This is a genomic window from Curtobacterium sp. MCBD17_003 (assembly GCF_003234885.2).
Taxonomy (GTDB): domain Bacteria; phylum Actinomycetota; class Actinomycetes; order Actinomycetales; family Microbacteriaceae; genus Curtobacterium.
Genome location: NZ_CP126275.1, coordinates 2028982 through 2043028, shown reverse-complemented (window position 1 = coordinate 2043028; position 14047 = coordinate 2028982). Strand labels below are relative to the sequence as shown.

The window sequence follows — 14047 nt, the reverse complement described above, 5'->3', positions numbered from 1 at the left end:
GGTCGACGGACCCCGCGCGACTAGACTCGACGCGTACCGAAGGAGAACGACCGTGATCAGTGATGTCCTGACCGAGGCGACCGAGAAGATGACGCGCGCCGTCGAGGTGGCCAAGGACGACTTCTCGACCGTCCGCACCGGCCGCATCAACGCGGCGTTGTTCCAGAAGATCCCGGTCGACTACTACGGTTCGCCGACGCCGCTCGCGCAGCTCGCGTCGTTGCAGACGCCCGAGGCGCGCACCCTCATCGTCACGCCGTACGACAAGACCGCGCTCAAGGAGATCGAGCGCGCGATCGCGACGTTCCCGAACCTCGGCGCGAGCCCGTCGAACGACGGCGAGATCGTCCGGGTCACGATCCCGGAGCTGACGCAGGACCGCCGCAAGGAGTTCGTCAAGATCGTCCGGGGCAAGGGCGAGGACCACAAGGTGGTCATCCGGAACATCCGCCGTCGCGCGAAGGACGACCTCGACGCGCTGAAGGGCGAGATCTCGGACGACGAGATCTCGCGCGCCGACAAGGAGCTCGAGGCCCTCACGAAGCGCTACGTCGACCAGATCGACGACGCGCTCAAGAAGAAGGAAGCGGAACTCCTCGAGGTCTGATGGAGCAGTCGCAGGGGGACCCCCGCCCCGAGTCGGGCGAACACGATCGCGCGACCCGGCCCGCTTCCACCGCGCGACGGCTCCGCGCCGACCTCGACGCGCGCGCACGGTCGGCGCGGACCGACTTCGAGACGCAGCTGCGGCAGCGTCGTGCTGAGATCGAGGCCCGGAACGAACAGCTGACCGCGCGCACCGGACGCAACCTGCCCGCGGCGATCGGCATCGGAGTCGTGTTCGGCCTGGTGATGGTCGGCAGCCTCGTCATCTGGAAGGCGCTGTTCATCCTCGTCGGCGCGTTCCTGGTCGGTGTCGCGGTCTACGAGCTCGCGACGGCCATGCGCGCCGGTGGCCGTGACGTCCCCCGGATCCCGAGTGTCCTCGCCGGCGTCGCCATCGCCCCGATCGCCTTCTTCGGGGGGCCGCGCGCCGCGCTCCTCGAACTCATCGCCGGGATCGTGCTCATCACGGTGTGGCGCCTGGTCGAGCTCGCTGCCACCCGACCGCGCCTGGCGGCGAGCAGTGTGGTCCTCGACCTCATGGCGGGTCTGTTCGTCCAGGTGTACGTCGCACTGCTCGCCGGATGTGCGGTGCTCCTCACCGCGCTGCCACACGGCCAGTGGTGGACCATGGCGTTCCTCATCGTCGTGGTGTCCGTCGACACGGGCGCCTACGCGAGTGGTCTGTCGTTCGGCAAGCACCCGATGGCGCCGAGGATCAGTCCGAAGAAGACGTGGGAGGGCTTCGGCGGGTCGTTGCTGGCCAGCATGATCGCGGGCGTGATCGTGTCCGTGCTGCTCCTCGACGAGCCCTGGTGGTTCGGCGTCGTCCTCGGTGTCGCGATCACGGCCTCGGCGACCATCGGGGACCTCACCGAGTCGATGATCAAGCGCGACCTCGGCATCAAGGACATCTCGACGTTCCTGCCGGGGCACGGTGGCCTGCTCGACCGCATCGACAGCGTGCTCCCGTCGGCGGCGGTCGCGTACGTCCTGTACCTCGTGGTGCACTGAGGCGCGAGCCGAGCCGACGGCGCGGTGCTGCTCGCATGGGCGGTGATGGCATGATGTCGCCGTGGCTTCGACATTCCCGACCGTGGACCGTTCGACCCTCGGCTACGACGTCGACGAGGTCGACCGGTTCCTCGAGGACGCGCGGCGGGCCTACACGGACGACGGCGCCGACGGCCACGTCGCCTCGGACAAGATCCGCGCGACCGCCTTCAGCATGCGCAAGGGCGGGTACTCGACGCAGCACGTCGACGCGGCGCTCGAGCGGCTCGAGGACGCCTTCGCGGCTCGGGAGCGCGAGGCGGAGCTGAGCCGTCACGGACAGAAGGCGTGGTACGCCGAGGCCCGCGCCAAGGCGTCCGACGTGGTGGCGCGCCTCGACCGCCCGGACGGCCAGCGGTTCCAACGGGTCGGCTTCCTGACGGTCGGCTACCACCCGAAGGACGTGGACACCTTCGCCGCCCGACTGCGCGGGTACTTCCACGACGGCAAGCCCCTGAGCCTCACCGAGGTGCGATCGGTGGTGTTCCGGCCCAAGCACGGTGGGTACCGCGAGGGCCAGGTCGACGCGGTGCTCGACGCCGTGGTGGAGGTCATGCTCGCCGTTCGGTGAGTCAGTGCTTCGCATTCCGTGATCCATCCGTTACCCTGGACGGACTCATGGGCAGGCACACCGCAGAACCACGATCCGTCCGGACCCCCCGTCAGAACGAGTCCTTCCAGCAGGACACCGTCGACCAGGGCAGGTCCAGCTCCGTCATCGGCGAACGTCGGGCAGCCCTCGGGCGGCCTCGCGCCGAGCGGCCCGCGGCCCGTCGCGTGGCGGCCCGGGAGGCCACTCCCGCGCTGCCGACGCCGGTCTCGGTCGCCGACAACCGCGTCTCGGCACCCATCGCTCGGGGCGAGGCGGCGCTGCACGCGACGACCGCCGCCGAGTCGGCCCTGACCGCGCAGCGTGACGTCGCCGCCCGCGTCGTCCGGGTGCGGCGCGCTCCGGTGGCTCCGCCGAAGCGTCCGGAGCGTGCCGTCGGCGTGACCGCGTTCCTCCGTCGTCGCGCGACCATCCCCGCGCTGTCGTTCTTCGCGGTGTTCGGGTTCGTTGGCGGCTCACTGGTCAATCCACTGTCCGGCTCGTACGCGTCCGCGGCGGTCCTCGCGCCGACGCTGCCCTCGGCGCCCGCGCAGCAGTTCACGGCGCACGGCACGTACCAGAACGTCGTCGTCACGCGCGACGGTTACCAGGTGACGAAGCCCGTGGTCGTGACGCCGAAGGTGACCGCGCCGACGACGACCACGACGACGACCGCCGCAGCAGCGTCGACTTCGACCGCTTCGAGCGCCGCGGCGACCGCGAGCGACGCCGCACCTGCCGCGGGTACGCCGGACCCGGGCAGCGCCAAGGCGATCGCGCTGACGCAGGTCACCGCCAAGGGCTGGGGGACGGACCAGTACAACTGCCTCGTGTCGCTCTGGACCCGTGAGTCAAGCTGGAACGTCTACGCGTACAACCCCTCGGGTGCGTACGGCATCCCGCAGGCGCTGCCGGGCAGCAAGATGGCGAGCGTCGGGGCCGACTGGCAGACCAACCCGGCGACGCAGATCGCGTGGGGGCTCGGGTACATCCAGGGCTCGTACGGGACGCCGTGCGCGGCCTGGGCGCACAGCAACGCCTTCAACTGGTATTGATCGGCGCCCGGCGTGCCGCGGAGCAACCGGCCCCGGCGACGCGGGCGCGCGGATCCCGATGAGGAGTCCGGTCTCGACCGCCTCCTGACCGGTTGGGCGCGCACCGAGTCGCGGCGCGGCAGGACGTTCACGGTGCAACCGATCAGTGCGTCCTCCGCACAGAAGGCATACGTGTGTCCGGGGTGCGGGGGGACGATCGAGCCCGGTGTCGCACACCTCGTGGTGTGGCGGCAGGACGGTGTCCTCGGTGACGCCGCCGACCTCGCCAGTCGTCGGCACTGGCACGTCCACTGCTGGAGGATCGCGTGAGTACGGCCCCGGACGACCGCGTCACCGAGATCCGGAGCGACGTCGTGCTGCCCGCGCTGCGCACGGAGGTCGATCTCGTCACCGACGACCACCTCGTGCTCGTCGGCGAACTGGCCGAGCCGGAGGGACGGCCCGCCGCCGGGACGATCGTGACGCTGCACCCCCTGCCGACGGCGGGCGGGTTCATGGACTCCCACGTGTTCCGGAAAGCCGCCGCGCGCCTCCCGGCCCTCGCCGCCATCGCGGTGCTCCGCTTCAACTTCCGCTCGGTGTCGTCGCCGCGGGGGACGTCCGAGGGTGCCTTCGGGGACGGCGTCACCGAGGGGTTCGACCTCCGTGCGGCCGTGGCCGAGGTCCGTGACCGCGGGCTCCCGGCGCCGTGGCTCGTCGGGTGGTCCTTCGGGACCGAGGTCGTCCTGCAGCACGGCATCGAACACGTCCGGTCCGGTGCGGTCGCGGGCGTGGTGTTGTTGTCGCCGCCCCTCCACCGCACGACCGACGACGTCCTGGCGCGCTGGCGAGACCTCGAGGTCCCCGTCGTCGCGTTCGTGCCGGAACACGACGACTTCTTGCGCCCCGACGAGGCCGCCCGTCGCTTCGCGATCGCGCCGGCCGTCCGCGTCGTCCCCGTCGCCGGAGCGAAGCACCTCTGGGTGGGGGAGCGGGCCGTCCGGGTCGTGCTCGACGCCATCGCCGACCTGGTCGTGCCGGGATCCGCGCCGCTGCCGACCACCTGGCCGGTCGCGGACTGAGGCGGACGCCCCGCCGGCGGAGGGAGCCGGCGCGGCGCTGCCGTGGCTCGTGCTCAGTCCCGCTGGACCTCGACCGCGTGCGTCAGCGCTCCCCGGAGGTTCTCGAGGTACCCGGCCACCGCCTCGCGCTCCATGCGGATGGCGGCGAGGCGGTCCTCCGCGTCGGCGACCAGGCGAGCGGTCCGCTCCTCGGCCTCGGCGACGAGCGTGCGGGCGCGCTCCTGGGCGTCGCGGAGGGTCTCGTCCGCACGCTCGGCCGCGCGGTCCTCGCGCGCGCGAGCGGCGTCCTGCGACTCGCGGTCGAGCCGGTCGGCCTCCGCTCGGGCGTCGTGGGCGCGTCGGACGGCCTCGGCGAGCTGCAGGTTCGCCTCGTCGAGGTACTTCTGGGTCTCCGCGACGGTGTCCTGGTGCTTCTGCAGGTAGTCCTGCTCGGCTTCGTCGCGGCGACCGGCGAGCTCGGACTCGAGGGCGGCGCGGGCGTCCTCGCGCTCGCGGGCGAGGGCGGCGCGCATCTCGTCGACCTCACGGTCCAGGTCGGCTCGGGCGACGTCGATCTGCTCGCGGAGGGCGTCCCGCTCGGCGAGCAGTGCACCGATCTCGGCGGTGCGTCGCTCGGCGATCTCGGTGTCGAGCGCGGCGTGCTCCCGTGCCGAGCGCTCGGCGAGTTCGTGCTCGTGTGCCGCAGCGGCCCGCTCCGCCGCGTCCTCCGCAGCGGCCCGCTCCCGCGCGATCCGGGCCTGGTGGTCGGCGGTCTCGCGCGCGATCCGCTCGGCGGTCTCCTCCACCAGGCGCTCGTTCTCGAGGCGCGTCTGCTCGGTGTCGACCGCGATCGCGGCACGCGCCGACTCGATCTCGTGGTCGAGGTCGCTGCGCGCCGCGGCCAGTTCCTGGTCCGACCGGGCACGGGCCGCGCTGAGCTCCTGCTCGAGGTCCGTCCGAGCGCGGACGGCCTCGTGCTCCCACGCCGCACGCTCGGCGGCCAGCCCGGCCTCGGTGTCGTCACGGCGCCTGGCGAGTTCCGCTTCGACGGCCTCGAGCCGACTGGCGACCTCGTCCTCGAGCTGCGCGCGTCCGGTCTCGAGCTCGAGCGCCAGGGCGTCGCGACCTGCCTGGAGCTCCCTGGCCCAGGACTCGCGGCCGCTCCGCAGTTCGTGGTCGAGCGTCTCGTGGCCCTCGCGCATCGCGCGGTCGAGCTCGGCGGTGCGTCGCTCGTGCTCGGCCTCGAACACACCACGGCGGTGTTCGGTCTCGCGGTCGAGCGCCGCCGCGGCCTCGCGCGCCGCTGCGGCCTCGCGCTGGGCGACCTCGCGCAGTTCGGCGACCTCGCGCTCGACCTGCGCACGGAGCGCAGCGGTCTCGCGGACGGCGACGGAGCGCGTCTCGGCGGCTTCGGTGACCGCGGCGCCGCGCGTGGCCGAGGCCTCGTTCCGGGCGTCCTGGAGCAGCAATCCGGCCTCGGACCGGGCGCGTTCGATCGTGTCCGCGGCCTCGGCGCGTGCTCGGGCCACGTCGCTCGTCGCGCGGGCCCGGGCGTCCTCGAGGGTGTCGGTCGCCTCGCGCTGGGCGTCCGCGACGAGGCGGGCGGCTTCCGTCCGGCTCGTCGCACGGAGCCGTTCGGCGTCGATGTCGGCCTGGCTGATGAGGCGGGTCGCCTGTTCCTCGGCGACGCGCAGGGTGTTCTCGAGCCGGGTGCCGAGCCCGCTGTACGTCGGCGTGCCGGCCTCGTCGAGCTCGGACTGCAGGTCGTCGACCCGGGCCTGCAGCAGGCGGATCTCCTTGGCGGCCTCGGCACGGTCGTTGTTCGACTTGATGAGCTCACGGCGCAGCTCACCGAGTGCGCGATCGACGTCGTCCCGCCGGTAGCCCCGGAGCTCCGAACCGAACTCTGCTTCGTCGTACGCCACGTGTCGCTCCTGATGTCACTCGTCGAGGCGGCTCCGCCCGGGGTCGATTGTAGTGGTGGGTCCGGCGAGCACGGCGGGAGCGCAGGACGGTCATGCCGGCATCGTCCGCCGGTCCACACCGGCCGCCGGGAAGATGCGCCTCCCAGGCTCGTTGGCTATCCTGGACCGTCGTTCCGCGCGCCCGTGCGGCGTGCTCCGGCGCGGCCGCCGGGAGCGTGGCGCCCGCCATCCGAAGCGGGACCCCGCGTCCGACGTCGTGGGGGCGTCGCGCCGCAACCCACCCCGGCGCGGAGGGAGAGTACACGTGCGTTTCGTCCTGGCGATCATCAGCTTCGTCATCGGCGTCGTGCTCGTCGGCCTCGGGGTCGGGCAGCGGACGGTGTTCGCGCCGCCCTCCTCGACCGTGGCGTCGACGACCACGACGGGCGACGCTCCGGTGACGGTGATCCCGGGTCGGACGCTCGTCGCGAACGCCGGCCACCAGCACGTCCGCGTCTCCGGGGCCTCGGGCACCGCGTTCGCGGCCTACGGGCGCACCGCCGACGTGATGGCCTGGGTCGGGAAGGCCCGGCACAACACCATCCGCTACGACGCCGAGACCACATCGCTCCGGGACCGTGTCTCAGGCACGCAGCGACACGTCCCGTCGCCGAAGGGCAGTGACCTCTGGTACGGCGAGTACGAGGGGCACACCCTCGACTTCACCGTCGACCTGCCGGCGGACACCGCGCTCGTCATCGTGTCGAACGGGTCGGACCCGGCCCCCGCGCACCTCTCGGTCACCTGGCCGCGGGACACCGCGACGCCGCTCGTCGGCCCTCTGATGACGGCGGGCGGGTTCTTCGTCGCGCTCGGCATCGCGCTCTACATCTGGGCCATCATCCACCAGCGGCGGCTGCGCGGACCCCGCCGGCGCAGCGGTGGCACCCGGCCGCCGCGCGCACGGGTCTCGCGCCGTCGCGCGGTCGCCGCGGGCGCGCAGGTCCCGCCGCGTCCACGCCGCGGCCGCCGCATGGTCGCGGTCGCGCCGGTCGTCGCGCTGACGACACTCGCCCTCGCGGGGTGTTCGTCGGAGTACTGGCCGCAGGGGACCTCCGCTACGCCGACGCCGACGCCGACCGTCACCGCGACGGCGGGCCCGGCCGCGGCCGCCGAGCCCACGGCGGCGACGCTCCCGCAGATCCGCCGCATCGTCGCGCGCGTCGCCGCGGTCGCGGCGCAGGCGGACAGCTCGCGGAACGCCACCACGGCCGCGGAGCGCTTCACCGGGCCCGCGCTCGACCTGCGCAAGGCGAACTACACGATCCGGGGGAGCGACACCGAGGTCGACGCCCCGCCGACGATCCCGTCGTCGGGCATCTCGGTCGCCCTGCCGCAGCAGACCGACACCTGGCCGCGTTCGGTGTTCGTCGTGCTGACGGGATCGCAGCAGCAGAAGGACGTCGCTCCGCAGGCCCTGACGCTGGTGCAGGCGTCGCCGCGGGCGCAGTACAAGGTCGAGTACGACGTCTCGCTCGAGGCGGACGCGAAGCTCCCGTCGGTCGCGCCCGTCACCACCGGTGCCGCGCAGCTCTCGCCGGACGTCAAGCTGCTGACCGTGCCGCCCGGGCAGGTGGCCTCCGCCTACGCGGACATCCTCGCGAACGACACGGCGAGCGAGTACGCCGACGTCTTCTCGTCCGAGGGCGACGAGCTCCGCCAGAAGATCGGCAAGTCCTACAAGGACCAGAAGGCGAAGAGCCTGTCCTCGACCGCGAAGATCGCGTACTCGTCCGAGGTCCCGTCGGCCGACTCGAGCATCGCGCTCGCGACGAACGGCGCCGGCGCGCTCGTCTCCACGAGCCTCGACGAGATCGAGAAGGTGACCCCGATCCAGTCGGGCGCGACGCTGAACACGGAGGGAGCGGTGAAGGCGCTCTCGAAGGTCGGGTCGAGCACGAAGGGGATCAGCGCGACCTACGGCGTGCAGGTGCTGTTCTCGGTGCCGCCGGTCGGATCCAAGGCCAAGATAGAACTGCTCGGGTTCACGCAGGGCCTGATCGCAGCGAGTGAGGTGCAATGAGCAACATCCCCCCGACCCCCGCCGGTCTCCGTGGCGCGGTCGACCTGTCGTCCCTCGTGAACCGCGGCACTGCATCGCCGCAGGCTCCGGCGTCCGCGGCTGCTGCCGCCCCCGGCGGACCCGGAGGCGCCGCCGCCGGGGCCTCGGACGCCCTCGTGGTGCCCTCGCTGGTCGTCGACGTGACGGACCAGACGTTCCAGGACGTCATCGAGCTGTCCATGCAGGTCCCCGTGATCGTCGACCTCTGGGCCGAGTGGTGCGGGCCGTGCAAGCAGCTGTCGCCGGTGCTCGAGCGCCTCGCGCAGGAGTACGACGGGCGCATCGTCCTCGCCAAGGTCGACGTCGACGCGAACCCCCAGCTCACGCAGGCGTTCCAGGCGCAGTCAATCCCGACGGTCGCCGCCGTGATCGGTGGTCGTCCGCTCGGGCTGTTCGTCGGCGCCCTGCCCGAGGCCGAGGTCCGCGACGTCATCGAGCAGGTGCTCCAGGCCGCCGCGCAGAACGGGATCGCCGGACGCGTGCAGGTGGCCGACGGCGCCCCCGACGCCGACGCCGCCGCCGAGCCCGAACCGGAGCCGCTGCCGCCGCACCACCAGGCCGCGTACGACGCGATCGAGCAGGGTGACTACACGACGGCGATCGCCGAGTACCGCACCGCGATCGCGCAGGACCCGCACGACCGCATGGCCGTGGCGGGGCTGGCGCAGGTGTCGCTCCTCGACCGGCTGCAGGGCGCGACCGCCGACGAGCTCCGCGCCGCGGCGGCCGCAGCACCGACGGATCCGGCTGCCCAGCTCGGCGTCGCCGACCTCGACATCAGCGGCGGGCACGTCGAGGACGCCTTCGGGCGCCTCCTCGACGTGTTCCCGACCGTGCACGGCGCGGAGCGCGAGGCCGTCCGCGCGCGGCTCGTGGAGTACTTCGAGCTCGTCGGTGCCGACGACCCACGGGTCGTGGCGGCACGCCGTCGGCTCGCGACCCTGCTCTACTGAGCCCGGCGCGCCCGGCCGGCACCGCCGGCTCGTGGCGCGCCCCCAGCGGACGCAGGACGAACGGAACGGCCGGGAGGCGCGCCTCCCGGCCGTTCCGTTCGTCACCGCGCGCGTGCGGCGCGGCGATCGCTCACCGCTCCAGTCGGAGCCAGACCGACCCGAGCGGCGGGACCACGAGGTCAGCGGACGCCGGACGACCGGCCCAGGGCTGGTCCTCGGCGGTGACGGCGCCCATGTTGCCCACCCCGGAGCCGCCGAACGCGGTGGCGTCGGTGTTGAGGACCTCGCGCCAGACGCCCGCCTCGGGCAGCCCGAACCGACGCTCGACCGGGACGCCCGAGAAGTTCGTGAACACGGCGATCCGCTCGTCTCCGGCCTTCCGGATGAAACCGATGGTCGAGTGTTCGGCATCGCCACCCTCGAGCCACTCGAACCCCTCCGGGGAGTCGTCGTGGGTCCACAGTGCCGGGCTCGCGACGTACACGCGGTTCAGCTCGGCCACGAGGTCCTGCACGCCGCGGTGTCCCGGGTCGTCGAGGAGCCACCAGTCGAGTCCGCCGGCCTCGTTCCACTCGCTCGGCTGCGCGAACTCCTGCCCCATGAACAGCAGCTGCTTGCCGGGGTGGGCCCACATGAACGACAGGTACGCGCGGACGTTCGCCAGGCGCTGCCACTGGTCGCCGGGCATCTTGCCGTACAGCGAGCCCTTGCCGTACACGACCTCGTCGTGGCTGATCGGCAGCGTGAACTGCTCGCTGAACGCGTAGACGAACGAGAACGTGATCTCGTCGTGGTGGTACGAGCGGTACACGGGCTCGCGGTGGATGTACTCGAGCGAGTCGTGCATCCAGCCCATGTTCCACTTCTGCCCGAACCCGAGGCCGCCCTCGCTCGTGGGACGGGTGACCCCGGGCCACGAGGTGGACTCCTCGGCGATCATGACGATGCCCGGGTAACGCTTGTAGGCCGTCGCGTTCGTCTCCTGCAGGAACGAGATCGCCTCGAGGTACTCGCGTCCGCCGTACTTGTTCGGCAGCCACTCCGTGCGCGAGTAGTCGAGGTAGAGGATCGAGGCGACGGCGTCGACGCGGAGACCGTCGATGTGGAACTCCTCGAGCCAGTACAGGGCGTTCGCGACGAGGAAGTTCCGGACCTGCGGCTGACCGAAGTCGAACACGTACGTGCCCCAGTCGAGCTGCTCGCCGCGCCGGGGGTCCGGGTGCTCGAACAGCGCGTAGCCGTCGAACTTGGCGAGCGCCCACTCGTCCTTCGGGAAGTGTCCCGGCACCCAGTCCATGATGACGCCGATGCCGGCTTCGTGCAGACGGTCGATGAGGTAGCGGAGGTCGTCGGGGCTGCCGAACCGAGCGGTCGGCGCGTAGTAGCCGGTGACCTGGTAGCCCCACGAACCGCCGAAGGGGTGCTCCGCGAGCGGCAGGAACTCGACGTGCGTGAACCCGAGGTGCTGCACGTGCCCGATGAGGTCGTCCGCGACCTCGCGGTACGACAGGCCGGGGCGCCAGGACCCGAGGTGGACCTCGTACACGCTCATCGGGTGGTCGTGCGTGCTCGTCCGAGCCCGCCGTTCCATCCACGCGCGATCGCCGTCGCTCCACTCGTGGGTGGCGCGGGTGATGACGCTCGCGGTGAGCGGCGGGACCTCGGTCCGGCGCGCGAACGGGTCGGCTCGCTCCACCCAGCCGCCGTCGGTCAGGATCTGGAACTTGTACCGCTGGCCGTCCTTCGCGCCGGGGACGAACAGCTCCCACACGCCCAGACCGCCGAGCTTGCGCATCGAGGTGGTCCGACCGGACCAGCCCTCGAAGTCACCGATCACCCGCACCGCCGTGGCACGAGGCGCCCACACCGCGAACGAGACGCCCTCGACGCCGTCGATCGACCGGAGGTGCGCACCCATGAGGTGCCAGAGCTGCTCGTGGCGGCCCTCGGCGAACAGGTGCAGGTCGACGTCACCGAGGGTCGGGGCGAAGCGGTAGGCGTCGTCGCTCGTCCACGTCTCGTCGTCGTACTCGGCCTCGACGCGGTAGCTCGTCACGGTGCCGGGCAGGGCACCGGCCCAGACCCCGAACCCCTCGTGGTGCAGGGGCGCGGCCGTGCCGTCGGGGAGCACGAGCGTGACGGCGTTCGCGAGGTGACGCACGACGCGCACACTCGTGCCGCCGTCGACCGGGTGCGGGCCGAGGACGTCGTGGGGCTGCGACCATCGGCCCTCGGCGACCTGCTGCAGGAGCCACTCCTCGACGGGGCCGGGGACCGGCTCCGCGGCCGGTGCGACATCGGTCCTCGGTGCGGCGGCGTCGGTGTCGACATCGGTGTCGGTCGGCCGGGAGGCCGTGCTCGCGCCCGTCGGCTCGACCCCGGTGTCCGTCCTGGTCGCACCCGGCGTCGTCGCGCCCGCGGGGACGGGTGCGTCGGTCGCCGTGGCCGCGGGGTCCGTGTCGTCGGTCGCGGCCGGGGCACTCGCCCCGCGACCGGCGAGCGTGTCGGCCTCTGCGACGGAGCGGTCCGGGGCCTCGGCGGCCGTCGCGGGCGCGCCGGGCAGGTCCTCGCCGGGCGCGGACGTGTTCGGTTCGTCACGGGGCGCCGACGCCGTCGGGACGAAGGTCGAACGCCGTGCGGGGCGGCCCTCGTCGGGCTCGCGCGTGGGTTCGGTGGTCTCGGTCATCGGTGTGGTCCCTCCACGACGAGCAGGTGCACGGGTTCCTGGAAGGCGTCCAGGCGCACGTAGTTGGCGGCGCCCCAGGTCCAGCGGGCGCCGGTGACGACGTCGCGCACGTCGAACAGCCCGTCGGTCGGGAGCCCGAGCGCGGCGAGGTCGAGGAACACGGTCGCCTCGCGGGCCGAGTGCGGGTCGACGTTCGCGACGACGATGACGGTGTCCGAGCGGCCCGACCGGGTGTACGCGCCGGGCAGGTGCTTCGAGTAGGCGACGATCGCGTCGTTGTCGGTGTGGTGCACGTGCAGGTTGCGGAGCTGACGCAGCGCGGGGTGGGCGGACCGGAAGCGGTTGAGCATCGTCACGTACGGCGCGAGCGATGCTCCGGCGGCCTCGGCGGCACCGAAGTCCCGGGGCTTGTACTCGTACTTCTCGTTGTCGATGTTCTCCTCGCTGCCCGGCCGGGCGACGTCCTCGAACAGCTCGTAGCCGGCGTACATGCCCCAGGTGGCGGCACCCGTCGCCGCGAGCGCGGCCCGCACCTTGTAGCCCGCGCGCCCGCCGAACTGCAGGTACTCCGAGAGGATGTCCGGGGTGTTCACGAACAGGTTCGGCCGGAGGTAGGCGCTCGTCTCGTGCGCGAGCTCGTCCAGGTAGGACTCGATCTCCTCTTTGGTGTTCCGCCAGGTGAAGTACGTGTAGGACTGCGTGAACCCGGCCTCGGCGAGCGCGCGCATCATCGGCGGACGCGTGAACGCCTCGGCGAGGAACGCGATCTCCGGGTTCTCCGTGCGGATCTCGCGGATCACGCGCTCCCAGAACCACAGCGGCTTCGTGTGCGGGTTGTCGACACGGAAGATGCCGACGCCGAACGAGATCCAGTGCCGGAGGACACGGAGGACCTCGGTGACGATGCCCTCGGGGTCGGTGTCGAACTGGATCGGGTAGATGTCCTGGTAGCGCTTCGGCGGGTTCTCCGCGGTCGCGATCGAGCCGTCGGCGCGCTGCGTGAACCAGTCGGGGTGCTCGGTGACCCACGGGTGGTCCGGCGAGCACTGGAGCGCGAAGTCGAGCGCGACCTCCATGCCCGTGTTCTTCGCTGTCTCCACGAAGGAGCGGAAGTCCTCCTCGTTGCCGAGGTCGGGGTGGATCGCGTCGTGTCCACCGTCGGCGCTGCCGATCGCCCAGGGGCTGCCCGGGTCCGCCGGGCCGGCGTGCAGCGTGTTGTTCGGCCCCTTGCGTGCGGTGACGCCGATCGGGTGGATCGGGGGGAGGTAGATCACGTCGAACCCCATGCGCGCCACACCCGGGAGGCGGCGCGCGGCAGTGCGGAACGTCCCGCTCCGCCATGTGCCGTCGGCCTGTCGGCGCGCGCCCTCGCTGCGCGGGAAGAACTCGTACCAGGCCCCGACGCCGGCGCGGGTGCGCTCGACGTCGAGCTCCTGCGTCGCGGAGGTCGTGCGGAGCGAGGTGAGCGGTGCGTCCACGAGCGCGGCGGTCACGCGCGGGTCGTCGGCGGCGGCAAGGCGTGCGGCGGGGGAGCGGTCCGTGTCGCGCATCACGGCGGCCGCGTCGGCGGCTGCGGTCGACTCGGCCTCGTCGGCGAGTCGGTCGAGCAGCACGGCGCCGTCGAGCAGGGTCGCCTCAGTGTCGACACCCGCGGCGATCTTCAGCCGCGCGGCGTGGATCCACGTCGCCCAGTCGTCGGCGTAGGACTCGACGTGCCAGGTCCAGAGACCGACCGAGTCGACCTGCACGGTCGCGGCGTAGCGGTCGGTGCCCTCGCCGACGAGTGCCATCGGCACCGCCCGGACGGCGCCGTCGGGGCGCTCGAGCACGAGGTCCGCTCCGATGACGCCGTGGCCCTCTCGGAACACGGTCGCGGCGAAGGTGACGACCTCGGAGTCGAACGCCTTGCTCGGGAAGCCGTTCGGCGTCGAGGGTTCGATCGCGGTGATGGGGATGCGCCCGATGACGGGTCGGTCTGCAGTGGCCACGGTTCGACCGTACTCGGAGGACCGCGGGCGGGTCCGCCGCGGGCCCTGGCGCGG

At 72.4% G+C, this 14047-nt stretch carries 11 protein-coding genes; 8 read left to right on the top strand and 3 right to left on the bottom strand.

Annotated features, from left to right (window positions below; genetic code table 11):
• Positions 1-52: 52 nt before the first annotated feature.
• The 6 genes from frr (at position 53) to DEI88_RS09625 (ending at position 4361) form a co-directional block, all read left to right on the top strand.
• On the top strand, positions 53-607 hold the full coding sequence (frr, locus tag DEI88_RS09650) for a ribosome recycling factor (protein ID WP_111009274.1): 555 nt from the start codon (positions 53-55) through the stop codon (positions 605-607).
• Positions 607-1617, top strand: coding sequence for a phosphatidate cytidylyltransferase (locus DEI88_RS09645; protein WP_111027153.1), 1011 nt, complete (start codon positions 607-609; stop codon positions 1615-1617). The genes frr and DEI88_RS09645 overlap by 1 nt, the downstream gene beginning before the upstream one ends.
• Before the next feature lie 61 nt (positions 1618-1678).
• A complete protein-coding gene (locus DEI88_RS09640) occupies positions 1679-2227 on the top strand; it encodes a DivIVA domain-containing protein (protein ID WP_111009272.1) in 549 nt (182 codons plus the stop codon).
• 47 nt (positions 2228-2274) lie between these two features.
• Positions 2275-3300, top strand: coding sequence for an aggregation-promoting factor C-terminal-like domain-containing protein (locus DEI88_RS09635; protein WP_258372064.1), 1026 nt, complete (start codon positions 2275-2277; stop codon positions 3298-3300).
• Between the two features lie 12 nt (positions 3301-3312).
• On the top strand, positions 3313-3609 hold the full coding sequence (locus DEI88_RS09630) for an Rv1322 family protein (protein WP_181434894.1): 297 nt from the start codon (positions 3313-3315) through the stop codon (positions 3607-3609).
• Positions 3606-4361 carry an alpha/beta hydrolase gene (locus DEI88_RS09625; protein WP_111009271.1) on the top strand — a complete coding sequence of 252 codons (756 nt, stop codon included), beginning with the start codon at positions 3606-3608 and terminating at the stop codon, positions 4359-4361. The genes DEI88_RS09630 and DEI88_RS09625 overlap by 4 nt, the downstream gene beginning before the upstream one ends.
• Before the next feature lie 53 nt (positions 4362-4414).
• On the opposite strand, the gene DEI88_RS09620 is transcribed toward DEI88_RS09625, so the two are convergent.
• Positions 4415-6265 (bottom strand): DivIVA domain-containing protein, encoded by a 1851-nt coding sequence (locus DEI88_RS09620; RefSeq protein ID WP_111071471.1) that lies wholly within the window; start codon positions 6263-6265, stop codon positions 4415-4417.
• Between the two features lie 304 nt (positions 6266-6569).
• Between DEI88_RS09620 and DEI88_RS09615 the strand changes: the two genes are divergently transcribed.
• Together DEI88_RS09615 and DEI88_RS09610 are read left to right on the top strand one after the other, a co-directional pair.
• Entirely contained in the window at positions 6570-8327 is a 1758-nt protein-coding gene (locus DEI88_RS09615) for a DUF8094 domain-containing protein (RefSeq protein ID WP_111071472.1), read from the top strand.
• Entirely contained in the window at positions 8324-9319 is a 996-nt protein-coding gene (locus tag DEI88_RS09610; protein WP_111027157.1) for a tetratricopeptide repeat protein, read from the top strand. The genes DEI88_RS09615 and DEI88_RS09610 overlap by 4 nt, the downstream gene beginning before the upstream one ends.
• 130 nt (positions 9320-9449) lie before the next feature.
• Here the strand turns inward: DEI88_RS09610 and glgB are convergent, their stop codons facing one another.
• Both glgB and DEI88_RS09600 read right to left on the bottom strand, forming a co-directional pair.
• Positions 9450-12005 (bottom strand): 1,4-alpha-glucan branching protein GlgB, encoded by a 2556-nt coding sequence (glgB, locus tag DEI88_RS09605; protein WP_111013731.1) that lies wholly within the window; start codon positions 12003-12005, stop codon positions 9450-9452.
• Positions 12002-13993 carry a maltotransferase domain-containing protein gene (locus DEI88_RS09600; RefSeq protein ID WP_111071473.1) on the bottom strand — a complete coding sequence of 664 codons (1992 nt, stop codon included), beginning with the start codon at positions 13991-13993 and terminating at the stop codon, positions 12002-12004. The genes glgB and DEI88_RS09600 overlap by 4 nt, the downstream gene beginning before the upstream one ends.
• Between the last annotated feature and the right edge of the window lie 54 nt (positions 13994-14047).

Excerpts from the sequence above, each read along its gene's own strand:
- glgB (WP_111013731.1), bottom strand. The coding sequence starts at position 12,005 with ATGACCGAGACCACCGAACCCACGCGCGAGCCCGACGAGGGCCGCCCC.
- DEI88_RS09645 (WP_111027153.1), top strand. The coding sequence starts at position 607 with ATGGAGCAGTCGCAGGGGGACCCCCGCCCCGAGTCGGGCGAACACGAT.
- DEI88_RS09610 (WP_111027157.1), top strand. The coding sequence starts at position 8,324 with ATGAGCAACATCCCCCCGACCCCCGCCGGTCTCCGTGGCGCGGTCGAC.
- DEI88_RS09635 (WP_258372064.1), top strand. The coding sequence starts at position 2,275 with ATGGGCAGGCACACCGCAGAACCACGATCCGTCCGGACCCCCCGTCAG.